The organism is Photobacterium sanguinicancri (genome assembly GCF_002265265.1).
GTDB classification, from domain to species: domain Bacteria; phylum Pseudomonadota; class Gammaproteobacteria; order Enterobacterales; family Vibrionaceae; genus Photobacterium; species Photobacterium sanguinicancri.
This window is the reverse complement of record NZ_NOIF01000018.1, coordinates 1-24,810: the sequence shown is the minus strand read 5'-3', so window position 1 is coordinate 24,810 and position 24,810 is coordinate 1. Positions and strand designations below refer to the sequence as shown.

General features: G+C 44.4%; 21 protein-coding genes. 13 read left to right on the top strand and 8 right to left on the bottom strand.

Features of this window, described 5'->3' with window-relative positions; all coding sequences use genetic code 11:
* Positions 1-5: 5 nt before the first annotated feature.
* The 6 genes from ASV53_RS04970 to hutC all read right to left on the bottom strand — a co-directional run bounded on the left by ASV53_RS04970 (position 6) and on the right by hutC (position 7,912).
* Complete coding sequence (locus ASV53_RS04970) at positions 6-872, bottom strand: fructosamine kinase family protein (protein ID WP_094956312.1); 867 nt, start codon at positions 870-872, stop codon at positions 6-8.
* Positions 873-1,168: 296 nt separating this feature from the next.
* Positions 1,169-2,716: a histidine ammonia-lyase gene (gene hutH / locus ASV53_RS04965; RefSeq protein WP_094956311.1), complete on the bottom strand. Its 1,548-nt coding sequence runs from the start codon at positions 2,714-2,716 to the stop codon at positions 1,169-1,171.
* Between the two features lie 20 nt (positions 2,717-2,736).
* A complete protein-coding gene (gene hutU, locus ASV53_RS04960; protein ID WP_094956310.1) occupies positions 2,737-4,440 on the bottom strand; it encodes a urocanate hydratase in 1,704 nt (567 codons plus the stop codon).
* A gap of 232 nt (positions 4,441-4,672) precedes the next feature.
* Positions 4,673-5,713, bottom strand: a complete 1,041-nt coding sequence (hutG, locus tag ASV53_RS04955) for a formimidoylglutamase (RefSeq protein ID WP_239928733.1) — start codon at positions 5,711-5,713, stop codon at positions 4,673-4,675.
* Positions 5,703-6,938: an imidazolonepropionase gene (gene hutI / locus ASV53_RS04950; protein WP_094956308.1), complete on the bottom strand. Its 1,236-nt coding sequence runs from the start codon at positions 6,936-6,938 to the stop codon at positions 5,703-5,705. The genes hutG and hutI overlap by 11 nt, the downstream gene beginning before the upstream one ends.
* A gap of 269 nt (positions 6,939-7,207) precedes the next feature.
* Positions 7,208-7,912: a histidine utilization transcriptional repressor HutC gene (hutC, locus tag ASV53_RS04945; protein ID WP_094956307.1), complete on the bottom strand. Its 705-nt coding sequence runs from the start codon at positions 7,910-7,912 to the stop codon at positions 7,208-7,210.
* 228 nt (positions 7,913-8,140) lie between these two features.
* On the opposite strand from hutC, the gene ASV53_RS04940 reads away from it, so the two are divergent.
* From ASV53_RS04940 to btuD, 13 genes are all read left to right on the top strand, one after another.
* The gene (locus ASV53_RS04940) at positions 8,141-8,527 is read left to right on the top strand and encodes a carboxymuconolactone decarboxylase family protein (protein WP_094956306.1); all 387 of its coding nucleotides are present in this window, start codon (positions 8,141-8,143) and stop codon (positions 8,525-8,527) included.
* Between the two features lie 70 nt (positions 8,528-8,597).
* Entirely contained in the window at positions 8,598-8,990 is a 393-nt protein-coding gene (locus ASV53_RS04935) for a VF530 family DNA-binding protein (RefSeq protein WP_062691123.1), read from the top strand.
* Positions 8,991-9,046: 56 nt separating this feature from the next.
* Entirely contained in the window at positions 9,047-9,349 is a 303-nt protein-coding gene (gene yqfB / locus ASV53_RS04930) for a N(4)-acetylcytidine aminohydrolase (protein ID WP_062691144.1), read from the top strand.
* A gap of 188 nt (positions 9,350-9,537) precedes the next feature.
* Complete coding sequence (gene thrS / locus ASV53_RS04925) at positions 9,538-11,466, top strand: threonine--tRNA ligase (RefSeq protein ID WP_062691122.1); 1,929 nt, start codon at positions 9,538-9,540, stop codon at positions 11,464-11,466.
* 3 nt (positions 11,467-11,469) lie between these two features.
* A complete protein-coding gene (gene infC, locus ASV53_RS04920; protein ID WP_083540973.1) occupies positions 11,470-12,021 on the top strand; it encodes a translation initiation factor IF-3 in 552 nt (183 codons plus the stop codon).
* A gap of 94 nt (positions 12,022-12,115) precedes the next feature.
* Positions 12,116-12,310 (top strand): 50S ribosomal protein L35, encoded by a 195-nt coding sequence (gene rpmI, locus ASV53_RS04915; protein ID WP_036832349.1) that lies wholly within the window; start codon positions 12,116-12,118, stop codon positions 12,308-12,310.
* A 43-nt stretch (positions 12,311-12,353) separates the two neighbouring features.
* Positions 12,354-12,707, top strand: a complete 354-nt coding sequence (rplT, locus tag ASV53_RS04910) for a 50S ribosomal protein L20 (RefSeq protein ID WP_048897216.1) — start codon at positions 12,354-12,356, stop codon at positions 12,705-12,707.
* A gap of 289 nt (positions 12,708-12,996) precedes the next feature.
* The gene (gene pheS / locus ASV53_RS04905) at positions 12,997-13,980 is read left to right on the top strand and encodes a phenylalanine--tRNA ligase subunit alpha (protein WP_062691143.1); all 984 of its coding nucleotides are present in this window, start codon (positions 12,997-12,999) and stop codon (positions 13,978-13,980) included.
* A gap of 18 nt (positions 13,981-13,998) precedes the next feature.
* Positions 13,999-16,386 carry a phenylalanine--tRNA ligase subunit beta gene (gene pheT / locus ASV53_RS04900; RefSeq protein WP_094956305.1) on the top strand — a complete coding sequence of 796 codons (2,388 nt, stop codon included), beginning with the start codon at positions 13,999-14,001 and terminating at the stop codon, positions 16,384-16,386.
* Positions 16,387-17,071: 685 nt separating this feature from the next.
* On the top strand, positions 17,072-17,368 hold the full coding sequence (ihfA, locus tag ASV53_RS04895; RefSeq protein WP_094956304.1) for an integration host factor subunit alpha: 297 nt from the start codon (positions 17,072-17,074) through the stop codon (positions 17,366-17,368).
* A 227-nt stretch (positions 17,369-17,595) separates the two neighbouring features.
* On the top strand, positions 17,596-18,651 hold the full coding sequence (locus ASV53_RS04890; RefSeq protein WP_094956303.1) for a succinylglutamate desuccinylase: 1,056 nt from the start codon (positions 17,596-17,598) through the stop codon (positions 18,649-18,651).
* A gap of 224 nt (positions 18,652-18,875) precedes the next feature.
* Positions 18,876-19,868 carry a vitamin B12 ABC transporter permease BtuC gene (gene btuC, locus ASV53_RS04885; RefSeq protein WP_062691117.1) on the top strand — a complete coding sequence of 331 codons (993 nt, stop codon included), beginning with the start codon at positions 18,876-18,878 and terminating at the stop codon, positions 19,866-19,868.
* An 8-nt stretch (positions 19,869-19,876) separates the two neighbouring features.
* Positions 19,877-20,641: a vitamin B12 ABC transporter ATP-binding protein BtuD gene (gene btuD / locus ASV53_RS04880; RefSeq protein WP_094956302.1), complete on the top strand. Its 765-nt coding sequence runs from the start codon at positions 19,877-19,879 to the stop codon at positions 20,639-20,641.
* A 104-nt stretch (positions 20,642-20,745) separates the two neighbouring features.
* Here btuD and ASV53_RS04875 read toward each other — a convergent pair whose 3' ends face one another.
* Together ASV53_RS04875 and ASV53_RS04870 are read right to left on the bottom strand one after the other, a co-directional pair.
* On the bottom strand, positions 20,746-22,434 hold the full coding sequence (locus ASV53_RS04875; RefSeq protein ID WP_094956301.1) for a methyl-accepting chemotaxis protein: 1,689 nt from the start codon (positions 22,432-22,434) through the stop codon (positions 20,746-20,748).
* 210 nt (positions 22,435-22,644) lie between these two features.
* Positions 22,645-24,303 (bottom strand): putative transporter, encoded by a 1,659-nt coding sequence (locus ASV53_RS04870; RefSeq protein ID WP_094956300.1) that lies wholly within the window; start codon positions 24,301-24,303, stop codon positions 22,645-22,647.
* Positions 24,304-24,810: the final 507 nt, after the last annotated feature.

Below are 24,810 nucleotides of genomic sequence, written 5' to 3'. Positions count from 1 at the left end.
TGAGCTTAGTCAGTCAAGCCGAGCTTATTAATTATGTGCTCTGCTTGCAGTAGATAGTCTCCGCCGAACAGGTTGCAATGATTGAGCACATGATAAAGGTTGTATAAATCACGACGTTCTTCATAGCCAGCATCAAGTGGCCATACAGATGCATAACCTTCATAAAAACGACTAGGGAAACCACTGAAGAGTTCTGTCATGGCGATATCACATTCACGATCACCCCAATAGGTGGCGGGATCAAAAATAATTGGCCCTGTAACACTTAATGCGGTGTTGCCATGCCATAAGTCACCATGAAGTAGCGATGGTTTCGGTTGGTGTTGTACTAAGATCTCGATGACATTGCTTGTTATGGTATCGATATTGCCGAACTTGATCCCTTTTTCTTCACAGAGCTGTAATTGCCATGCAATGCGTTGTTCAGCAAAAAAACGGCACCATTTGCGTCGCCATTTATTAGGCTGAGGGGTAAGTCCAATGTAGTTGTCAAAATCAAAACCATATTCAGCTTGTTCGCCCCACAGGTGAAGGTCTGCGAGTTCTTTACCTAAGGTAAAAGCGGATTGATCATCGATGGGCTTGGTTGGTAGATAATTAAGTACAAGGAAAGACTTATCGCGACTCACGCCCATGTGAACGTAGTTAGGGACATCAATGCTGTTTGATTCAGCTAACAGACGAAGACTTTCGGCTTCGCTTTCAAAGATGGGTAATAGCTCGCGATCATTAAGTTTAATGAAGAAACGTTCTTCACCGTCGCTGATGCAATAGCATTGATTAATGTCACCGGCCTCGATCGGTTGGTGTTCACTAATCTTAAATGGTCGATCAAGTATTTCTGAAAGCTGGTGAGAAATTGCTTGCCACATAGCATCCTCCACGGCAATTCGATCAAGACAATAAAGATGACAATCCTAATTGCGTACGGGAAAGTCATACGTTTCATCAACATCTTAGACCATTTATCGTGGTAATAACCGTGCTTTTATCAAGGTTTTACAGTCTTATTTCAATGTGCGTGATTTTTATTGGAACGAACTTTAGACGTAAAACATGGGCAAGTGACTGACTCGTAGCGATAATTGAGAAATGAGCAAAAAAAGAAGGTGGAAAAACCACCTTCTGTTAGGACAAGATTATTATCAATTATTTAGGCGGATTATATTTACACACTAGGCAGTAATTGTGCTGGCATTAGTGTGTTGTACTGTGCTTCGAGCAATAAAGTATTGGCTTTTTCAATATCAGGTGCGAAATAGCGGTCTTTATCGTAAAAGCTGACACGCTCGCGTAATATTGCTTTTGCCTCTTCTATGCGTGGTGAGCTTTTATGGGGGTGACGGAAGTCTATCCCTTGCGCTGCGGCTAACAACTCTACTGCTAATATACCACGGGTATTGGCAGCCATTTCATTTAGGCGGCGTGCTGCAAACGTCGCCATCGAGACGTGATCTTCTTGATTAGCCGAGGTTGGTAGGCTGTCGACACAAGCTGGGTGTGCCAAACTTTTGTTTTCGCTGGCCAGTGCCGCAGAGGTAACTTGCGCAATCATAAATCCAGAGTTAACCCCGCCATTGTTGACTAGAAATGGTGGTAATTTACTAAGGCTACTATCGATTAATAAGGCCATACGGCGTTCTGATAAACTGCCAATCTCTGCAATGGCTAGCGCGAGGTTATCGGCTGCCATTGCAACTGGCTCTGCATGGAAGTTACCGCCAGAGATAATATCGTCATCGTCGGCAAAGACCAGCGGGTTATCAGAGACAGAGTTGGCTTCGACTTCGAGCACACTAGCGGCATGGCGGATTTGTTGTAAGCATGCGCCCATAACCTGAGGTTGACAACGCAGTGAGTAGGGGTCTTGGACTTTTTCACATTGTTGATGCGATTGCCCAATCTCACTGGAGATGTCCAGTAAATGACGGTAAGCCTGTGCAGCGTCCATTTGGGTTCGATGGCCTCTTACACGGTGAATTCGAGGATCAAATGGACGTCGACTGCCTAATGCTGCTTCAACTGACATCGCGCCACACACGGTGGCCGATGCAAACAGATCTTCTGCTGCAAACAGACCTTCTAGAGCAAATGCCGTTGAGGCTTGTGTGCCATTCAATAGGGCTAAGCCTTCTTTTGGCGCCAGGGTTATAGGTGCAAGCCCTGCATACTCTAGTGCGGTTTTACCTGATACGACTTCTCCTTTGATTCTGGCTTCACCTTCACCCAGTAAGACTGTACTCATGTGAGCGAGTGGGGCAAGGTCACCGGATGCGCCCACTGAGCCTTTTTTCGGAATACAGGGGTATATTCCCGCGTTGACTAACTGCATTAGCGCATCCACTACAAGCGGGCGAATACCAGAATAGCCACGCGCTAGGCTATTGATCTTCAGCACCATCATAAGACGTACTGTTGCGTCGTCCATGTACTCACCAATGCCAGCGGCATGTGACAACACGATACTGCGTTGGAGTGTTTCTAAATCTTCCACCGCAATGCGCGTGTTGGCGAGTAAGCCAAAGCCAGTGTTTATGCCATAGACTGTTTTGTCTTCATCTATTACACGTGTTACTGCTTCAACGCTGGTGAGCATCTCAGGGTAGGCTGATGAATGTAATGACACGTTAATCGGGTGACGGTTCACATCACGTAACTGATTAAGGCTGAGCTTGCCTGGCACTATTTCAAGGTTGTAGGTGTCAATCTGATGCATGGTGCTTTCCTTTGCCGTTATCATGACTGTGAGTGTGTGCTAGGAGATAGCATAGGTAGATCTAATTCTTGTTCTTGGGCACATTGTTTTGCGATGTCATAACCTGCATCGGCATGGCGCATAACGCCTGTGGCGGGATCGTTATGTAACACGCGTTTAACTCGTATGGCGGCATCATCGCTGCCATCACAGACTATCACCATGCCTGAATGCTGAGAGAAGCCCATGCCAACACCACCACCGTGGTGGAGCGATACCCAGGTTGCCCCAGAGGCGGTATTCAGTAGTGCATTAAGCAACGGCCAATCCGAAACAGCATCAGAACCATCCATCATGCCTTCAGTTTCGCGGTTTGGACTGGCGACTGAGCCTGAATCAAGGTGGTCACGGCCAATGACAATAGGTGCTTTAAGTTCGCCATTTCTGACCATTTCGTTGAATGCGGCGCCTAAACGTGCGCGGTCTTTCAAACCAACCCAGCAAATACGCGCAGGTAAACCTTGAAACTGAATGCGCTCGCGCGCCATGTCTAACCAGTTATGTAGCTGTGGATTGTCTGGGATCAGCTCTTTTACTTTCTGATCGGTTTTATAGATATCTTCAGGATCGCCTGATAGCGCTGCCCAGCGGAACGGGCCCACACCTTCACAAAATAAAGGTCGAATATAGGCAGGAACAAACCCTGGGAAATCAAAGGCATTTTCTACGCCTTCTTCAAATGCCATTTGGCGGATGTTATTACCATAATCGACAGTCGCTGAACCGTTGCTTTGCAGCGCTAACATGGCTTTTACTTGAACTGCCATCGACTGTTTGGCCGCTTTTACCACGGCAGCTTCATCTTTTTGGCGCATTGTTGCTGCGTATTCTAAGCTCCAACCTTGTGGTAAATAGCCGTTAAGTGGGTCATGTGCTGAGGTTTGATCTGTCGTTGCATCGGGTGTAATACCACGATTAACGAGCTCTGAATAAACATCGGCGGCATTGCCTAATAAGCCAACAGAAACTGGTTTACCCGTTTGTTTTGATTCTTCAATGATGGCTAACGCTTCATCGAGGCTGGTGGCTTTACAGTCGACATAGCCCGTACGAAGACGATAATCAATTCGGCTTTCATCACATTCAACAGCAAGCATAGAGAAGCCAGCCATGGTGGCAGCCAGTGGTTGGGCTCCGCCCATACCGCCCAAGCCGCCTGTTAAAATCCAGCGCCCATTAGCGACACCGTCAAAGTGTTGTTTTGCCATTGCAACAAAGGTTTCGTAAGTGCCTTGGACGATCCCTTGGGATCCAATGTAGATCCAGCTACCTGCGGTCATTTGACCGTACATCATCAAGCCTTGTTTATCGAGCTCGTTAAAGTGTTCCCAGTTGGCCCAATGCGGAACAAGGTTGGAGTTGGCGATAAGTACACGAGGTGCATCTTTATGGGTTTGGAATACACCAACAGGTTTACCTGATTGCACTAAAAGCGTTTCGTTATCTTCTAGTCGTTTAAGTACTTCAACGATTTTGTCGTAGCATTCCCAGTTACGGGCTGCACGGCCGATCCCACCATAAACAACTAACGCGTGAGGATGCTCGGCAACATCAGGATGAAGGTTGTTCATCAGCATTCTAAGAGGGGCTTCTGTTAACCATGATTTAGCGTTAAGTGATGTCCCTGTCGGGGCGCTAATAGTTCGGTTTTCATCTAAACGAGATGTTGCTGAGTGGTGCGTCATTTTGCTCTCCTTGCGGTATCTACCCATGGGCTAGTGTTTATGTAAATGCCTATGTAAACGCCTATGTAAACGCTTGTGTAAACGGGTATGAACGATGCTAATTTAGTTTGTGCTGTTGATGTGTTGCTAGATTTTGCTGTGTTTCATTAATTCACAGTTTTTATGAATCGACAGTGTGTTATGAATCGACAGTGTCTTGTGAAATCATGGTGTCTAATGGATAGGTTGCGCCTTAACGAATAGATTGTGCAATCAGCCATGTCAGCCTTGCAGCTAACCGCGCAGTTTGATTATCGATATCAAAGCGAGGGTTTAGCTCTGCAATGTCGGCAACAAGTAATTTGTTTTCGTGTTGTGCATTTTTTGCAGCAAATATGGGTTGTAACAACGCCTCAAAAATATCGAGCGGGATCCCTCTGGCAGCTGGTGCACTAACACCAGGTGCTACAGAAGCTGGGAAGGCATCCATATCAATCGTGAGGTAGAGGTAATCACATTCAGCAATAAAGCCCTGTAAAATTTCAATGCCTTGTTTTAACTCAAAATAGTTGAGGTTGTGATCTTCAATATAAGTTACGCCAAGTTCATCCGCTTTATCGAACAGTGCCTGTGTATTGCTGGCTTGATTCACGCCAATGCAGGCGTAATGAAATGGCCAGCTTTGCAGTTCACAAAAGCGAGCGGCTTGATGAAAAGGTGTGCCTGAGCTTCCAAGGTTCCCACCTAAGGCTGCTGGTAGGCTCCTTAAATCAAAATGCGCATCAAAATTAATAATGCCAATGCGCGGTACGTGTTGGGGCGGATAGTCAGCCGATGATATCTCGTGTTGCTGAGTTTGCTTTTGTTGGATGTATCGGCCTAAACCTTGAAAAGTCCCCCAAGCGACTTCATGGCCACCACCAAAAACAATCACTTTGTGTTTTTGGCGCAGGGCTTGTGATACATCGTTAGCTAATCGCAACTGAGCTTGTTCAAGGTTACCGTCATCGCAATGGATATCGCCGCCATCATAGATAGGTTCTTTATGGTGCCAAGCTAGGTTTGCCAGAGCTTTACGAATCACCACTGGGGCATCATAAGCGCCAGTTCTCCCCTTGTTGCGGCTTACGCCCTCATCACACGCAAAACCTAATAACATGATGCCTTCATCGTTGGCGTTATCGGCTGGCTGTACTTGATGGTGCCAACGTAAACCACGATCGCCATCTTCAGCGTCATTTCGGCCTTGCCAAGGGCTCATGTCTATCACTGCGGTACGCATATCAATCGGCATAAAAGAACTCTCCATCAACAACACGGGCGAGCAAATCCGGTACGCCAATGCGATACGATAATTCAGTCGGGTGTTCTAGCTGCCATATAGCCAGATCTGCATCCATACCAACACGAATTTGCCCTCGACTTTCCCCTAACCCTAGGGCTTGAGCTGCATGACAGGTTACACCTCGCAGGCTTTCTTCTGGTGTGAGTCTAAAGAGGGTACAGGCAAGGTTCATCATCATGCGCATTGAGGCGATAGGTGAAGTGCCTGGGTTAAAGTCACTGGCAATCGCCATTGGCACTTTGGCCTTGCGAAGTGCATCTATAGGAGGATATTGGGTTTCGCGAAGGAAATAGAATGCACCGGGTAATAAAGTCGCTACCGTTCCGGACTTTTGGAGTGCGGTAACACCAGCATCATCCAGGTACTCAATATGATCAACGGATGTTGCCCCCATTGATGCAGCAAGTTGGCTTCCACCTTGATTAGATAGCTGTTCAGTATGGCCTTTAATCTTCAATCCATGTGCAAGTGCAGCAGCATACACACGCTCACATTGTTGATTGCTAAAGCCAATGTTCTCGCAAAACACGTCGACAGCATCTGCTAACTTCTCAGCTGCGACAACGGGAATTATTTCAGTGCAGATATGATCGATATAGCCATCGGCATTATGTTGATACTCTGGAGGAAGGGCATGTGCTGCCAACAATGTGGTGCTGACTTTTATGTCTTCAAGTTCGCCAATGGATTTTGCTACGCGTAGCATCTTTATTTCATCTTCGAGGGTCAGTCCATAGCCAGATTTAATTTCAATACTTGTTACGCCGTCACGTTTTAATCCTTCCAACCGATCAATAGCTAATTCGTAAAGCTCGTCTTCGCTTGCAGCTCGGGTGGCTTGAACTGTAGCAAGAATACCGCCACCCGCTTTAGCGATAGTTTCGTATGGTACACCTTGCAAACGTTGTTCAAACTCATTGGCGCGATTCCCCGCGAAAATGAGGTGAGTATGACAATCAATAATACCCGGAGTGACCAAGGCTTGTTGGCAATCAATAACATCAGGATGACCATGAAGATCGACATGATCTGATGATCCGATATAGCTGATCTTACCATTGATAATGCCGATCACTGCATTGTCGATAATATGATAGCCATTGTTTTCATCAGCGGACTGATTTGCTATTGGCTGCATAGTAACGAGCTTTAGATTAGTAAGAACACGATCCATGGTTATCCCACAATGTTATTAATGTATATACAAATAAATAGACAATTTTCTCACTGAACTCAAGATGAGATGTAAAAGAAATGTGATCGTTATACTGAGTTCAGAGAGTGTTAAGCTAGTTTTGTGAGCAAGATCAGTAGGAAATATATAAGTCGCTGTCGATGAATTCAGTTTAAAAAATGAATAAAAGTCATTGTGGTGTTGGGGGGAGAGTAAAGGAAGAGAAAGCGATGTTTCCACTTCGCTTTCTTTTTAAGGTTTAATGGGGCTTAGACTGCGTTACGCGAGCTTAATTTATATTTATCGCCTGGATGATAAAGTAACGCGGTACTGATCAGGTTTTTATTGCTCCAGGTTCGTCTGTTTAGCAATAAACAAGGGGTTGAATCTAGCATCTTGAGCAAGGCTGAAATACGTTTTGGCGGTAAAATTGCCTCGACGGTATGCTCTATATCACTCAATGGGCATGTTTGAACAAGGTACTCGTTGGGTGTTTGCTGCGTGAAGTCTTGATCCAAGTATTGCGGAGCATAATCAGGGTTTACCCAGCGTTCTTCAAGCTGAATAGGGGAGTCATCCTGAAAGTGCACAATTTGGGTGAAGTACAATGCTGTGCCATGCCTAACGCCTAGCCGTAACGCGGTATCGTCTGTTGCGGCGACTTTTTGCTGACTGATCACTTGGCTAGAATATTGGTGGCCGCGCTCAGTCACTTCTTTAGCGATGTTAGTGATAGTCATCAGCGGAGACTCGGCTTTTTTATGGCACACAAATGTACCACGCCGTGGAGTACGCTGAAGTAAACCTTCTGATACCAACTCTTTGACAGCTTTATTCGCTGTCATACGACTAACATTGAACTGTTCAGATAGCGCAATCTCAGTCGGGATTTGATACCCCGGCATCCATTGGCGACTCTGTATATGATCTTTTAAGTATTGCTTAATAACTAAGTAACGTGGAGATTGGCTCATTGCTATAAGTCCATATTTGCCTATACAAATAAAAGCAACTTTTATGTGTGATTGCAAGTTTAGCGAGTAGGCTTCGAGCGGGATTATTCTATATTTGCGCTTGAACGCAACAACGAAGGTGATGTTTTGGGGGGGATTAACATAAGTTTTGCAAGCCTATGTGATAGGTGACGCTAGCAAATGATGGTATTTTATTTGTTTAAAATCATACAAGTAGGTTTATAGACTATGACAAGTAGATACGAATCTGGTTTGACCAAGCTAAATGAATTAGCACCTGGCGCGGCAGATAGCATGATGGACACTTTTCGTGACGTTTGCCCTGATTTAGCAAAGTATACGATTGAGTTTCCCTTTGGTGAGGTTTTACAACGTGATGGTTTAGATTTTCGTACGCGTGAATTAGCCACTATTGCTGCATTGACGGCAATGGGAAACTGTCAGCCACAGTTGAAAGGGCATATTAGCGGTGCGTTAAACATCGGCTGTACTCAGAAAGAAATTACTGAAGTGATTTTGCAAATGTCGGTTTATGCAGGCTTTCCTGCTGCAATTAATGGTATGACAGCAGCTAAAGAGGTGTTTGAGTTATTGGATGATCACGACGCAGAGTAACGCCATATATAGTGAATACCATACTATTGTGCGATGATTACGCCTTATATCTGCTTTTTTAGGAATAGCAATGTTAGAAGAACAACAAAACAACCCACTTCACGGCCTTAAATTAGAAACGCTACTCACAGAGCTTGTCGACTTTTATGGCTGGGAGATCCTTGCAACTGCTATGCGTTTTCATTGCTTTACAAAAAATCCTTCAATCGCGAGTTGCGTTAAGTACTTTCGTAAAACTGAGTGGGCGAGAGAAAAGCTAGAAGGCTTCTATTTATCTCGCTTTAAGCGCATGCCGCGTGCATCTGACGAAGAGTATGCTTTACCGCCTCGTAAACGTACGTTTGCAAACGGTATTGAGCCTCGTGAACCTATGGTATTAACGGTAGAGTCGATTGAATTGTCGCAAGCGAAAGCCGCTTCTGCTTATAAAGACCGTTCATCACGACCTTCTCGCCGTCGTTAATCCTCGCTTGTTTTGCTTTATATTAAGGATGTACTGTGAATAGTATTCCAACAGAAATGACCTTCTTTGAACGTTTTGAAGTGGACATTTTGGCTAAAAAGAAAACCATCACTATTCGCGATGAATCTGAAAGCCATTACCAAGTTGGTTCAGTCGTGGACGTGTCTACATACGAAGATGGTCGTTGGTTTTGCAAATTAAAAATCGACGCGGTAACGCCCGTTTTGTTTTCTGAACTAACAGATTTCCATGCAGAGCAAGAAAATATGACATTGCCAGAACTGAAATCTGTCATCCAAGATATTTACCCAAACATAGAGTCTCTCTATGTGGTTACTTATCAACTTGTTGAAGCATGATTATAAACAGAGGCTTTGCAATCATTATCTAGCCTCTGCTATTATCGCGAACGCTTTGTCTCACTATATCGCTCTGTATTGCGGGGTTGGTGAAGCAAAAGCCTCTTAATTTAACTCATCAAAGCTTTCAAAGGCTTTACAACTGACATGTGCTACTTGGTGTGTGGCACCACTGTAAGGAATATTCAATGCCTGTAATTACTCTTCCTGACGGCAGTCAACGTCAATATGACAATGCTGTATCAACTATGGACGTAGCGCTTTCTATCGGTCCTGGCCTTGCTAAGGCTTGTATTGCTGGTCGTGTTGACGGCGAACGTGTTGACGCTTGTGATCTAATTGAAAATGATGCTTCTTTAGAAATCATCACAGCGAAAGACGAAGATGGTCTAGAAATCATCCGTCACTCTTGTGCGCACCTTTTAGGTCATGCGATTAAGCAACTATATCCTGAAGCAAAAATGGCGATCGGCCCAACGATCGACAACGGCTTCTACTACGATATCGATCTTGAGCAATCGCTAACCCAAGAAGATGTTGATGCTATTGAAAAGCGCATGCTTCAACTTGCGAAAACTAAGTATCAAGTCGTTAAGAAAAAAGTGAGCTGGCAGGAAGCACGTGATGCGTTTGAATCACGTGGTGAAACCTACAAAATGGAAATCCTAGACGAAAACGTATCACGCGATGATCGTCCTGGCCTTTACCATCACGAAGAATACATCGACATGTGTCGTGGCCCACACGTACCTAACATGAGCTTCTGCCAGAACTTTAAGCTTCTGAGCGTAGCGGGTGCATACTGGCGCGGTAACAGCGATAACAAGATGCTGCAGCGTATCTACGGTACTGCATTCCAAGACAAGAAGTTGCTAAAAGCACACTTAACGCGTCTAGAAGAAGCAGCAAAACGCGATCACCGTAAAATCGGTAAGCAACTTGACCTGTTCCACATGCAGCAAGAAGCGCCGGGTATGGTTTTCTGGCACCACAACGGTTGGACTATCTTCCGTGAGCTAGAAGTATTTGTTCGTGAGAAACTAACAGAATACGATTACCAAGAAGTGAAAGGCCCATTAATGATGGACCGTGTACTTTGGGAACGTTCTGGTCACTGGGACAAATACGCTGAAGCAATGTTCACGACGAATTCAGAGAACCGTGAATATGCTATCAAGCCAATGAACTGCCCAGGTCACGTGCAAATCTTCAACCAAGGTCTGAAGTCTTACCGTGATCTTCCACTACGTATGGCTGAGTTTGGTGCTTGTCACCGTAACGAACCATCGGGTGCACTTCACGGTATTATGCGTGTTCGTGGCTTTACTCAAGATGATGCGCACATTTTCTGTACAGAAAGCCAAGTACAACAAGAAGTTACATCTTGTATTAAAATGGTATATGATACGTACCAGACATTTGGTTTTAACAACATTGTTGTTAAGCTATCTACACGTCCTGAAAAACGTGTAGGCTCTGACGAAATGTGGGATAAAGCTGAGGCTGACCTAACATTCGCCCTTGAGTCAATGGATATTCCATTTGAGATTCAAGAAGGTGAAGGTGCATTCTACGGTCCTAAGATCGAGTTTACGCTTCACGATTGTTTAGATCGTGCATGGCAGTGTGGTACAGTTCAGCTAGACTTTGCATTGCCAGAGCGCTTAGGTGCAACATACGTGGGCGAAGACAACGAACGTCATACCCCAGTTATGATTCACCGTGCAATTCTTGGTTCACTAGAGCGTTTCATCGGTATTCTTATCGAAGATTATGCAGGCTTCTTCCCAACATGGTTGGCGCCTCAGCAAGCTGTTGTGATGAATATTACTGACAGTCAGTCAGAATATGCTCAAGAAATTGTAAAAAAACTGCAAAAATGTGGAATTAGAGTCAATGCGGACTTGAGAAATGAGAAGATTGGCTTTAAAATCCGCGAACATACTTTGAAGCGAGTGCCTTACATGCTTGTTTGCGGCGACAAAGAAGTCGAAGCAGGCGAAGTAGCAGTTCGAACTCGCAAGGGTAAAGATTTGGGTAAAATGAAGATTGATGACCTTGTTGCATTCTTGCAGCAAGAGATTAGCAGTCGTACGCTTAATGTTTTGGAGGACTAAGGTATTAAAGGCGGAAGAAGAACTCAAGCACCAGTTAAACAAAATGCGCACCGTTTAAACGGTGAAATCCATGGTGTTAGCGAAGTGCGTCTAACGGGAATTGATGGTGAATCAATTGGTGTTGTTTCATTTGTTGAAGCGACTCGTATTGCTAATGAAGCCGGTGTGGATTTAGTTGAAATCAGCCCGAATGCCGAGCCACCAGTTTGTCGTGTGATGGACTATGGCAAGTACCTGTTCGAAAAGGCGAAGGCTGCTAAAGAGCAAAAGAAAAAGCAAAAACAAATCCAGATCAAGGAAGTTAAATTCCGACCTGGTACAGACGAAGGCGATTATCAGGTAAAACTACGCAACCTGACTCGCTTTTTAGAAGAGGGCAACAAGGGTAAAGTCACACTACGTTTCCGTGGTCGTGAAATGGCCCATCAGAATCTTGGTATCGAGCTTCTGAATCGTATTAAGGCAGAACTAGAAGACCTAGCGGTCTGCGAAAGCTTCCCTAATCGAGTTGAAGGTCGTCAAATGACGATGATGCTTGCCCCTAAGAAGAAGTAATTACGGCATTAAAGTAGCTAAAAGCGCTGCTCCGGCAGCGCTTTTGTTCGCCTGATTACTAGTTTATTAACTATCAACAATGCGGAGTCTCATCATGCCTAAGATGAAATCCAACAAAGGCGCAGCTAAGCGCTTTAAAAAAACAGCTGGTGGCTTTAAGTTTAAGCACGCTACAAAACGTCACATCCTGACTAAACGTACTACTAAGAACAAACGTCAGCTTCGTCCAAACGCTATCCTTCCTAAGTGTGAAGTGGCAGCTGTTGCACGTATGCTTCCGTTCGCTTAATCGTTTTTAGTTTTATTTTTATTATTTTAGTTAGGAGTCTCCTATGCCTCGCGTAAAACGTGGTGTACAAGCGCGTGCACGTCACAAGAAAGTTCTTAAACAAGCTAAAGGTTACTACGGTGCACGTTCACGTGTTTACCGCGTAGCTTTCCAAGCTGTTACTAAAGCTGGTCAATACGCTTACCGTGACCGTCGCAACAAGAAACGTACTTTCCGTCAACTTTGGATTGCACGTATCAACGCTGCTGCTCGTCAAAATGGCATGTCTTACAGCCGTCTAATCAATGGCCTTAAGAAAGCATCTATTGAAATCGATCGTAAGATCCTTGCTGATATCGCAGTATTCGACAAAGCTACTTTCACAGTACTTGTTGAAAAAGCGAAAGCTGCACTGTAATTTCAGTCCAGTTTGATTTTGAAAAGGAGAGCCTCGGCTCTCCTTTTTTTATACCTGAGATTCCTTCCCCGTAGCGAAATTCATACTCAGTACTGCTTCTGAATTCAGTCCGTCTCTCAGAGAGATAGCGAATAATCTTTCAATCTATACCTATCAGGGTATTTTTTTAAACAAACAAACCTATTTCTTACAAATCAGTTTGGTTTTAGACGCTTGTTTCTTTAGTATGTATCGTTACGCGAATTTATATCTCCCTTATGGACGCCACCTGTGGGTGGATGAGGAAATGATGCAACATCTAGACGAGATTATTGCCGACGCAACGGCAGCTATTGAGCAGGCTGATTCTTTAGTCGCTCTGGACGAAGTCCGAGTTCAGTACCTAGGTAAAAAGGGTCACTTAACCCTTCAACTACAACAACTAGGTAAACTACCACCAGAAGAGCGTCGCACTGCTGGTCAAGAAATCAATAAAGCTAAGCAAGCCGTTCAAGGACTGCTAGTGGCTCGTAAAGATGCCCTACAACGCGCAGAACTAGAAACAAAACTTGCAGCTGAAACGATTGACGTGACTATGCCTGGCCGTCGTATTGAAAACGGTGGTATTCACCCTGTTACTCGTACGATCGAACGTATTGAAAGCTTCTTTGGTGAGCTTGGCTTTACAACTGAAGCTGGTCCTGAAATCGAAGATGCTTTCCACAACTTCGATGCATTAAACATTGCAGAAGATCACCCAGCACGTACGGATCACGATACTTTCTTCTTTAACCCAGATTTGATGCTTCGTACGCACACATCTGGTGTTCAGATCCGTACATTGGAAGCAAGTCAGCCGCCACTACGTTTTATCGCACCTGGCCGTGTTTACCGTAACGATTACGATCAAACACACACACCAATGTTCCACCAAGTGGAAGGTATGCTAGTTGACGAAAACGTGAACTTTGCACAGCTTAAAGGTGTTCTGCATGACTTCCTATGCAACTTCTTTGAAGAAGAAGTGGAAGTACGTTTCCGTCCATCTTACTTCCCATTCACTGAGCCTTCTGCAGAAGTAGACGTGAAAGGCAAAAACGGTAAATGGTTAGAAGTACTTGGTTGCGGTATGGTTCACCCGAACGTACTTCGCAGTGTAGGTATCGATCCTGAGAAATACTCTGGTTTCGCATTTGGTATGGGCGTTGAGCGCCTAACTATGCTTCGTTATGGTGTAAACGATTTACGTGCGTTCTTCGAGAACGACCTTCGTTTCCTAAAACAATTTAAGTAATCCAGAGGTTTAATCACTATGAAATTCAGCGAATCTTGGCTTCGTGAGTGGGTTAGCCCTTCGGTTACGACTGACGAACTAACTCACCAAATTACAATGGCTGGCCTAGAAGTAGACGACGTTCTACCTGTAGCAGGTTCATTTACTGGCGTTAAAGTGGGTCAGGTTGTTTCTTGTGAACAACACCCTGATGCAGACAAACTACGTGTGACTAAAGTTGATGTTGGTGCTGAAGAGCTTCTAGACATCGTATGTGGCGCGTCTAACTGTCGTCTTGGTATTAAAGTCGCGGTTGCTACTGTTGGTGCAGTACTTCCTGGTGATTTCAAAATCAAGAAAGCGAAACTACGTGGTCAACCATCTCACGGTATGCTTTGTTCATTTTCTGAGCTGGGTATCGATGTTGAGTCTGACGGTATTTTAGAATTAGCAGAAAGTGCAGTACTAGGTACTGATTTCCGTGAATTCCTAGGTCTAAACGACGTTACTGTTGATGTTGATCTAACGGCAAACCGTGCTGATTGTTTCAGTATTCGTGGTCTTGCTCGTGAAGTCGGTGTTCTAAACCGTGCTGACGTGACTGAGCCTGCTGTTGACGCTGTTGCAACATCGATTGAAGACACAGTTGCTATCGAAGTTAAAGCATCTGAAGCTTGTCCTCGTTACCTAGGTCGTGTTGTTAAAAACGTGAACGTGAAAGCTGAAACGCCACTATGGATGCAAGAAAAACTGCGTCGCTGTGGTATTCGCTCTATCGATCCTGTTGTTGATATCACTAACTTTGTTCTACTTGAACAAGGTCAGCCTATGCACGCATTCGATCTAGCGAAGATCGAAGGTGGTATCGTAGTACGTATGGCAGAGCAGGGTGAGAAACTGACTCTTCTAGACGGTACTGAAGCTGAGCTAAACGCAGACACACTTGTTGTTGCAGACCACACTAAAGCGCTAGCAATTGCTGGCATCTTTGGCGGTGCTGATTCGGGCGTAAACAATGAGACTCAAGATGTTCTTCTTGAGTGTGCATTCTTTGCACCTGACCACATTCGTGGTCGCGCACGTAGCTACGGTCTACACACTGACTCTTCTATGCGTTTTGAGCGTGGTGTGGATTTCGCACTACAGCACAATGCAATGGAGCGCGCGACTCAACTGCTAGTTGAAATCTGTGGCGGTGAAGTAGCACCTGTTGTTGGCGTTGAATCTGACGCTGATTTACCTAAGCCAAACACAGTTGCGCTACGTCGTACTAAGCTAGATAACCTACTAGGTCACCACATCGAAGATGCTGACGTTGTAGAGATCTTAGAGCGCCTAGGTCTAACAGTTGAAACAACAACTGAAGGTTGGACTGCGACTGCACCAACATGGCGTTTTGATATCGCAATCGAGCAAGACCTAATTGAAGAAGTTGGTCGTATCTACGGTTATGATAATATTCCTAATCAAGCACCTGTTGCTGCACTAAACATGAATGATCATAAAGAAGCTAACCTACCGCTTAAGCGCGTACGTGATCTTCTTGTTGACCGTGGTTACCACGAAGCAATTACTTATAGCTTCGTAGAGCCAGAGCAACAAACTCTGATTGTTCCTGGTGTTGAGCCACTAGTACTACCATTCCCAATTTCAGCAGACATGTCAGCAATGCGTCTTGGTCTAATCCAAGGCTTGCTAAACACTGTTGTTCACAACCAGAAGCGCCAGCAGCCACGTGTTCGTTTATTTGAATACGGCCTACGTTTCATCCCTTGTGAAACAGCTGAAAATGGCATGCGTCAAGAACCTATGCTTGCTGGCGTTATTGCTGGTAACCGTAGCGAAGAGCACTGGGACATTGAGAGCAACACTGTTGATTTCTTCGACCTAAAAGGTGACTTGGAAGCGGTTCTTGAGCTAACAGCTAACGATGTAGCCTTTGGCTTCAAGTCAGCGAAGCACCCGGCACTTCACCCTGGCCAAACAGCAGCAATTGTTGTTGATGGCAAAGAGGTTGGTGTAATTGGTACAGTTCACCCAGAACTTGAGCGTAAGTTTGGCCTTAACGGTCGTACTGTCGTATTCGAAATAGAGTGGAGTGCTATCAACTCTCGTGAACTACCAGAAGCCGCTGCTGTTTCTAAATTCCCTGCAAACCGTCGCGATATCGCGGTTGTTGTAAGCGAAGATGTTGCTGCTGGTGACGTTGTTGAAGCTTGTCGTGCACACGGTGGTGAACTACTAACAGGTGTTAACTTGTTTGATGTTTACCGTGGTAAAGGTGTAGAGGAAGGTAATAAGAGCCTTGCTATCGCACTTTCACTGCAATCAACAGAGCGCACACTAGAAGAAGCCGATATTGCAAATGCAGTAGAAGCAATTGTTGCAGCGCTTGCTGAGAAGTTTAATGCGTCGCTACGCGATTAATACTTTACGCTAGGTTACCAGTAGGCAGCCAAAGCGAGAGAATAGTTTTAGAGGGTGACTTGTTTATCAAGTCACCCTTTTTTTATTCCGAAAATTTACGCTATAGGGATATAAGGTATCGCAACAATTGAATAGACGTTGAGTTTTGATTGTTTTTTGTATCAATATTCCTGAGGCGGATACGGGGGCGGGTAGTATTGGGGATTAAAACATATTACTTAGCTCCTAATAGAGCGTTGTAAGCGTTCTATATAAGTCTTTGTTTTCGAAATGCAGCTAAAAATAGTGATTTTTTTTGATCTGTTTCTCAAATTCTCTAAGAGATTGATAGTTGGTTATTTTTGCTGTTTTCTGTATGTAAAGTGGCTGATAATGCTATATGTTGCTGATTATATAGCATTTATTCTCGGTTTTGTGGTTTGATAAGCATGGGCGAGCGTATTGAAATTAAGCATTATTTTGCGAATTAGTCTGTTATTTTCACGTTTGCATAGTGAAAAAAGTTGGCGAAAATCAGCAAGTTGGCTTAAACTTGACTACAGTTGAGCTTGAGCAAGACCTTATCAAATTGCAATCGAGGGTTTACGCACTCTGATTAGGTTTCAAGTCAACAAACCCATTAACAGTGATACATAACTTGAGTTATGTACGCTATCCATTCAACTTAGTCTTGAGGGAGTTATCTATGGCGCTCACAAAAGCCGATTTGGCTGAGAACCTGTTTGAAAATGTGGGATTAAGCAAACGGGACGCCAAGGATACGGTGGAAGTCTTTTTTGAAGAAATCAGAAAAGCACTAGAAAACGGCGAGCAAGTGAAGTTATCTGGCTTCGGTAATTTCGACCTTCGTGATAAAAATCAACGTCCGGGACGAAATCCTAAAACGGGTGAAGATATTCCAATTTGTGCGCGTCGTGTTGTGACTTTCCGTCCTGGCCAAAAACTAAAAGCGCGTGTTGAAAATATCGAGATCGAAAAATAACAGCTTTTAGCGATGAATACTGAGTAACCCAAACGAACGTGAAGATTCGTTTGGGTTTTCTTTTATCGGGCTGATGCTTTTAATACTAACCCCCATTCCAACCCCTTTAATTTTACTGCTTCTCTTTTCTTGCTAAATCACACCTTAATGTTGCGCTTGTTTACTGTTGCTTAACATTCTTGTAATGTCGATATGTATGATATGTCGAATAAACAAGGAGGTTGTCGATGTCATCACTAGATCGGGTCAAGGCTGGAGAGTTTTTATCTGCAACGCTTGATATGGACAGTGTGTTTGTTGGCGGTGAATGGCAACTACAGTCAGGCGTTTCTTTTCAGCTACGTTCACGTGGTGTCTTAATTATAGAGCCTAATGTTATATCAAGGTTTACGAAAAGCATTATTGTATCTGCAGGGGTGCATGGTGATGAAACGGGTCCTATAGAGCTACTACAACAACTCAGTGGCGAGATACTGAAAGGTTTATTTGAGCCTGCTCATCGCCTTCTCTTCATTATTGCGCATCCTGAAGCGACGTTGGCGCATACCCGCTTTATTGCGGAGAATATGAATCGTTTATTTGCTCACCGTAATGAACCGAATAATATCGACCGTAAAATAGCGAATACTCTTCAGCAAGAAGTCGATCACTTTTATCAGGGTAGTGATATAGCTGATGTACAGGACGGTGTATCACGCTGGCACTTAGACTTGCATAGTGCAATCCGAGACTCAGCCCATTATACATTTGCGGTTAGCCCTTATAGTGCTTACCCAACACGCAGTAATGCACTATTTGCCTTCCTAGAACAGGCGGAAGTTGAAGCTGTATTATTGTCTCGCGCCGACTCACCGACCTTTAGTTGGTACAGTGCATCTAAATATGGTGCGCAAGCGTTAACAATGGAATTAGGGCGGGTTGCTAAATTAGGCGAAAATGATCTTGAGCGTCTTAGTGCTTTCGATTGTGCATTACGTGTACTGTTACAACATGAAGAACAACCTTATAGCTGGCAAGGTAGCAAGCTTATTGTATATAAAGTGACGCGTACGATTACGAAACTAAGCGATGACTTTAATTTTAACTTTCCTGCTTCTCAGGCCAACTTTACTTTTTTTGAGCAAGGCTGCTTACTTGGACAGGATCAAGACAAGCAATACTTTTCATTAGAAGGGGGTGAAGCGGTAGTGTTCCCTAACCCCAATGTCGCGCTTGGTCAGCGAGCTTGTTTGCTGGTACAACAAGCCGCTGTCACTGCTGAAGGGCAAATTAAAGTCGTTTGATCAGTCGAAGTCAGCGATAGCCGTTAACTATTGTTACGTCATTAGCTGTAGATGTTACTGTCTGAGCTGTAGAGACGCTTGTCAGTAAGTTGGTTTCCAAATGAATACGTTATAGCAATAGCTTTCAGCGTGTAACACCTTGATAGCACGAGTGCTTCGCTCGTGCTTTCCATTTTGTGGCTTTAATTGTATTGTTACGCCATCATTTTATTACACGTCGGCCCATGCAACTTAACGACCTTATACACCGCCAGCAATTACGCTGGAAAGCATGTAGTTTTGTTATTGTCTTACTTCTATTACTGGCCTCTTTTTTTGCTTTGTCCGTAGGTGAACTTTGGATTTTGCCTTGGGCACCCAGTGGCGATCTTGAAGCGCAATTACTCTATCAGTTACGTTTCCCACGATTGTTAGCGGCATTAATGATAGGGGCAGCTCTAGCATCGTCTGGTGCGGTACTACAAGTGTTACTAGGAAACCCTTTAGCAGAACCAGGTGTGCTTGGGATCTCTGGTGGGGCTAGTTTAGCCTTAGTTTTATTACTCTTTTTTGCTCCCGTCGATCCTACAGCCAGCATGACGATGAGTGCCGCTATGTTTGGGGCACTGACATTCACCTTGATTTTAGTTGGGCTGTCGCGTGGTGGTCGGGTCTCAACCGCGAAGTTATTATTGATAGGGGTTGCACTCGGTATTCTATCGGGCGCAGTGGTGACTTGGGCGTTCTACTTCAGCACCGACCTGAGTTTACGTCAGCTCATGTATTGGCTGATGGGCAGCGTTGGCGGAGTAAGTTGGTCACAATTGTCGATTGGTATGCTCGTCGTGCCAGTATTACTTTGGTTGTGCACTCGCGGAAAACAACTCGATGTATTAATGCTTGGCGAGGTACATGCGAAACAGCTAGGTTTAGATGTAGTTAAACTGCGCTGGAAGCTAATTATGGTTGTTTCGCTATTAGTTGGGGCATCGGTAGCCTTAGGCGGAATTATTGGCTTCATTGGGCTTGTGGTTCCTCATCTACTACGTCTAGCACTTGGTACAGAGAACCGTTATCTATTACCGCTGTCGGCCTTGAGTGGTGCGCTTTTGCTCGCTTTTGCTGACACGATCTCACGGATAGCCTTGTCATCTGCTGAACTGCCTGTTGGCGTAGTGACAACGACGATTGGTGCGCCAGTTTTTGTTTGGATGCTGCTGCGTTCTCATATTGATTAAGTGATGCTATGACAATTATTAGTGCAAAAAATCTCGCGATGCCACCTCGGTTGTTACCTGTCTCTTTTTCGTTGTCAGCTGGAGAGATTTTACATTTGATAGGCCCTAATGGCAGTGGGAAAAGCACGGCGATTTCATTGTTATCGGGCTTATTTTCTGCTGATGGTGATATCCAGTTTTTAGGGGGGAATATCGGAAGTTATGATTACCCATCACTAGCGCAGCGTCGCTGCTATTTATCGCAGCAAGATCGTCCTGCTTTTTCAGTCGCTGTGTACCATTATTTAGCGCTGGCGACGTCAGCGTTAGTTAATGTTAACGCGGTACAGTTACAAGTAGCCATTAATGAGATCTGTGATGCGTTAGGGATCAACGACAAACTGAATCGAAATATTCAGCAACTATCCGGTGGTGAGTGGCAACGTGTCCGTTTAGCGGCAGCTTGCTTACAAGTATGGCCAGCCATTAATCCCGATGCAAAACTACTGCTATTAGATGAACCTGCAGCAGCGCTTGATATTGGGCAAGAAGCGGCAATGTATCGATTGGTGAAGAAAATTGCGCGGCAAGGTATTGCGGTTATTATGGCCAACCATGACCTTAATCGCACGCTTACAGAAGCTGATCAGGTGATTTTACTGAATAACGGTTCTTGTGTTGCGAAAGGAACACCAGACGAGGTAATGACCGCAGAACGGTTAACTGATATTTTTGCAACCAATGTATACCGCACCGAAATAGAAGGGCGTAGCTGCTTGTTGTTTAGAGACTAAAGCTGATTATAAATAGCGCAAGATACAATGAAGGCAACGTGATTAGCGTTGCCTTTTTTATTGGTTATTTTTCTGTGTAAACCTTACATCTAAGACAGAGAGGGTTAGCTTGTTTTGAATTGCCCAACCAGCTGTTTTAGCTCTTCGCCCGCTTCATTTAGTTCAGAAACAACATGTTCAGAATCACTATTGGATTGAATAAGATGACTGACAATATCTTGTATTGAAATCATATTTCTGTTGATTTCATCGGTTACTGAACTTTGCTCGGTTGCTGCTGTGGCGATATGGCTGGTCATATCATTGATAGCTTCGACAGCGCCAGTCACAGAAGAAAGGCTTTCTGTAATCGAGTTAGCAGCACCGACTGCTTCTGTACACGTATTTTGGCTGTGATCCATTGAACTAACAGCATGAGCAACAAGCGCATGTAATTCATCAAGCATCTCTTTGATTTCTTTAGTGCTTGTTTGCGTACGGCTGGCGAGGCCGCGGACTTCATCGGCTACCACAGCAAAACCACGACCTTGTTCACCGGCACGAGCTGCTTCAATGGCGGCATTCAGTGCTAGTAGGTTGGTTTGTTCTGCAATTTCACCGATAACTTTTAATACATTATCAATTTTCTGTGATTGTTGGTTTAGTGAATCAATATGTTTTGCTGCTTGATCAACTTCATCGACCAAAGCTGTTATTGAAGCAACCGAGGTATCAACACGTTGCTGTGCAAGCTGTGAATCTTGGCTGGCATTGCTGGTTGCGTTGGCCACTTCATTAGCATTGATCGCCACTTCACTGGCTGCAGAACTCATTTCTGTCACGGCGGTGACCACTTGTTCTGTTTCGTTATTGTGGTCGTGAAGTTGCTGCGTTAGACCTTGTGTTTGTTGATGGATACTCCCAGCAGCGCGACCAACATTTTCTGTTACATCAGAAACTTGTTTAATGATGGTTTGTAGCTTGGCAACAAAGCGGTTGAATGCATTGGCAAGGTCAGCAATTTCATCTTCACCTTGAACATTGAGACGACGGGTTAAATCACCCTCACCATCGGCAATGTCATTTAAGGTATCAACCATATTTTGTACTGGTGTTGTAATGCGGTTGGCACTAAACAGCACTAAAATAATGGTAATAATAGCTAGGATAACTGAGCTGATTAGCACTAGCTCAAAGCGCTCTTGCGTAGCGAGTTCAGCCGTTGCACGGTAGGTTGCCACTTCCTCTGTAATATCATCAATGTACAAACCAGTACCAATAAACCAGTTACCGTTATTTACGCCAGCAGCATAGCTTAACTTAGGTTGTGGCTGTCCATTTGCTGTTTTTGGATAGCTGTATTCAACAAAACCACCACCATTACGTGAGGCGCTAATTAAACCTTGGATATAAGCAACACCATTTACGTCACGGGCATTGATACTATTAGAGCCGTGCTTATTGGGTGCCGTTGAATGCACAATATTGGTGCCTTTCATGTCATAGATGAAAAAGTAACCTGAGTCTTCATCAGCAAAGCGGATAGGAGAGAGAAGCGTACGGATTTTATCAATCGCTTCTGTTTTGTTTGGTGTTGTTTGAAGTATGTTATCAACAGAGTGCTTGATGATCGTTGTTGCATCTTCAAGCTGAAATTTCCGTTCTGAAATGAGTCGTTCTTGATAGTGAACCACTTCATCATTTAATGCATTTTGTTCTAACGTTACGATCAATCCAATTGCGACTGCCAAAGTGACAAATAGAGGGAGCAAACTGAGCAATAAAAGTTTGCTCTTTAACTTCAATTTCTTCATAACAACACGCCTAATTATAGTATTTATGATTCCTATAGGAATGAAATATGCATTCCTAGTATCTATATCGTCATAAAAATGCTTTGCTTTATAGTATGTTGTTTTGTTTTTGTGAGTTTGATGAGGCTAATCGACTGATGGGATGAGTGTTTGTGTAACAAAGACGGCCAGTTATCTAGGCACTGGCCGTCTTTGGTCACATTTTTGGCGTTACATCGTCCACAGAAGCAGAGCGAGGATCTGTGGCGACAAAATACGTAAGCACATAACGAGTGGATATACCGTTGCATAAGAGAGGGCTGCAGCGCCACTGGTACTGTGGATATTATTCGCAAAAGCTAACGCGGGTGGATCTGTCATTGAACCAGCAAGCATGCCGCAGATTGTCAGATAGTTTAGCTGGCCGAATAAGCGAGCAAGCACACCGACGCTGATCAATGGAATTAAAGTAATCACCATACCGTAACCCATCCAACTAAGCCCATCACCGTTGACGAGTGTTTCGACAAAGCCTCCGCCAGACTTTAAACCTACGACGGCAAGGAATAAAACAATACCAATCTCACGTAATGCTAAGTTAGCGCTTGGTGGCATGAACCAATAGAGTTTGCCAATACTGCCTACTCGAGCAAGGATAAGTGCAACGATTAATGGGCCGCCGGCAAGGCCCAACTTTATTGCTGCAGGAAATCCCGGAAGGTAGAAAGGAATAGAACCTAATAGCACGCCTAAACCTATGCCGATAAAGACAGGCAGCATCTGAACTTGTTGAAGCTTTTGATGCGCGTTACCAACAATACCACTGACGGCTTCGATCGCCTCGTGTCGACCCACTAAATTCAGAATGTCACCAAACTGTAAGGTGGTTTGGCTAGTCGGTACTAGTTCGACACCAGCACGGTTTAAACGAGAAACAACGACATCGTATTTTTCTTTTAGCTCTAAATCATGGATTTTCTTACCCAGTACGATTTCATTGGTGACCACTAAGCGCTGTACACGCAGCTCAGTACCGCGTGTAGACAGCGAGGCATCGACTTCCTCACCTATCACTAATTGCGCTTTTCTAAGGGCGTGTTTTTCGCCTACAAGATGCAGTAAATCGTTAACTTCAATTGTAGAATCTGGTCGAGGAACATTGAGGTGCTCCCCCCGTTTTAATCGTGAGCATACAATGTCACCATCTGTGAGTGCTGGGACATCTTTTAGCATTAGCCCGCTAAGGTTGGTGTTTTTCACAGCGACATTAATGGTATGAAGGGTTTGCTTTCTTTGGCCGTTGTTCGCTTCAAACTCATCAGCTTCTTTATCTATATCGACTCGAAAAGCTAAACGTAGCATCCACATGGTGAGTAAAATACCGCAGATCCCAAATGGATAAGCCACAGCATAGCCCATACCCGTCAGATCAAGCATGTTCTCTTGTGCGCCCAATTCGCTCAATATTTGCTGTCCAGCCCCTAACGACGGTGTATTGGTTACCGCCCCCGAGAAAACCCCGAGAATAATAGGTAAGGGAACGTCGAAGATTTTATGAAGTGCAATGGCGACTAGGCAACCCATAATAACAATAAGCGCGGCAAAACCATTGAGCTTTAAACCAGAGCTACGTAAGGAGGCAAAGAAGCCGGGGCCGACTTGAATCCCAATTGTATACACGAACAGGATCAGCCCAAATTCTTGGATGAAGTGCAGGGTATGTGAATCGAGACCGATGCCCCATGAGTCAGTAAAGTGACCAACGAAAATGCCGCCAAACAGCACACCGCCAATCCCTAAACCCACACCATAGATCTTCCAGTTCCCAATCCATAAGCCCAGCACAGCAACCAGCGCAAGAATGCTGATCGATAGTGCAATATCACTCATGATGAGTCTCCATTTTAGTAAAACAATCCGTTTAAACTTCGTTGGGGATAGCGAGTATTCGCGAACAGCGAAAAGGGCTTGCGCCAGGGGTAGTGAACTGGGACTCAGTAGGCACTGATTTCGCGGAGGCGAAAGGAGTAAGTAGGGAGTAACGCCGATCTACAGCTGGTGTGTCCTAAGCTTAAATTTTTGGCTAACCATTTGTTAAGTGATAAAAGTCAGTGGGTTGCCTGCTACCGTTAAAGTTAATAAACAATAAATACCTTAAAAAAAGCGCAGTGTTAAGGTTTGTCATACATATGTGTGGTGGTCGGCACAAAGGAAGTAATGTTTTGTTACATTTTGCGAGGGCGGCATGATTTCACGATGACAACATCGTGGGTTAGTAATGACTTTTTCTGTAAATAGCATAAGTTTAGTTGTCGTACTGCTACTCAATTATCCACAAAATGGAGCGAGTAGGGTATGTCGACATGTAACTGATGGCGTAACTGAATCGTATTTTTG

Coding starts and splice junctions, on each gene's coding strand:
- pheS (WP_062691143.1), top strand. CDS start 12,997: ATGCAACATCTAGACGAGATTATTGCCGACGCAACGGCAGCTATTGAG.
- hutG (WP_239928733.1), bottom strand. CDS start 5,713: ATGCCGATTGATATGCGTACCGCAGTGATAGACATGAGCCCTTGGCAA.
- ASV53_RS04970 (WP_094956312.1), bottom strand. CDS start 872: ATGTGGCAAGCAATTTCTCACCAGCTTTCAGAAATACTTGATCGACCA.
- yqfB (WP_062691144.1), top strand. CDS start 9,047: ATGACCTTCTTTGAACGTTTTGAAGTGGACATTTTGGCTAAAAAGAAA.
- pheT (WP_094956305.1), top strand. CDS start 13,999: ATGAAATTCAGCGAATCTTGGCTTCGTGAGTGGGTTAGCCCTTCGGTT.
- hutC (WP_094956307.1), bottom strand. CDS start 7,912: ATGAGCCAATCTCCACGTTACTTAGTTATTAAGCAATACTTAAAAGAT.
- ASV53_RS04870 (WP_094956300.1), bottom strand. CDS start 24,303: ATGAGTGATATTGCACTATCGATCAGCATTCTTGCGCTGGTTGCTGTG.
- btuD (WP_094956302.1), top strand. CDS start 19,877: ATGACAATTATTAGTGCAAAAAATCTCGCGATGCCACCTCGGTTGTTA.
- btuC (WP_062691117.1), top strand. CDS start 18,876: ATGCAACTTAACGACCTTATACACCGCCAGCAATTACGCTGGAAAGCA.
- ASV53_RS04935 (WP_062691123.1), top strand. CDS start 8,598: ATGTTAGAAGAACAACAAAACAACCCACTTCACGGCCTTAAATTAGAA.
- ASV53_RS04875 (WP_094956301.1), bottom strand. CDS start 22,434: ATGAAGAAATTGAAGTTAAAGAGCAAACTTTTATTGCTCAGTTTGCTC.
- ASV53_RS04890 (WP_094956303.1), top strand. CDS start 17,596: ATGTCATCACTAGATCGGGTCAAGGCTGGAGAGTTTTTATCTGCAACG.
- rpmI (WP_036832349.1), top strand. CDS start 12,116: ATGCCTAAGATGAAATCCAACAAAGGCGCAGCTAAGCGCTTTAAAAAA.
- ihfA (WP_094956304.1), top strand. CDS start 17,072: ATGGCGCTCACAAAAGCCGATTTGGCTGAGAACCTGTTTGAAAATGTG.
- hutU (WP_094956310.1), bottom strand. CDS start 4,440: ATGACGCACCACTCAGCAACATCTCGTTTAGATGAAAACCGAACTATT.
- thrS (WP_062691122.1), top strand. CDS start 9,538: ATGCCTGTAATTACTCTTCCTGACGGCAGTCAACGTCAATATGACAAT.
- ASV53_RS04940 (WP_094956306.1), top strand. CDS start 8,141: ATGACAAGTAGATACGAATCTGGTTTGACCAAGCTAAATGAATTAGCA.
- hutI (WP_094956308.1), bottom strand. CDS start 6,938: ATGGATCGTGTTCTTACTAATCTAAAGCTCGTTACTATGCAGCCAATA.
- hutH (WP_094956311.1), bottom strand. CDS start 2,716: ATGCATCAGATTGACACCTACAACCTTGAAATAGTGCCAGGCAAGCTC.
- rplT (WP_048897216.1), top strand. CDS start 12,354: ATGCCTCGCGTAAAACGTGGTGTACAAGCGCGTGCACGTCACAAGAAA.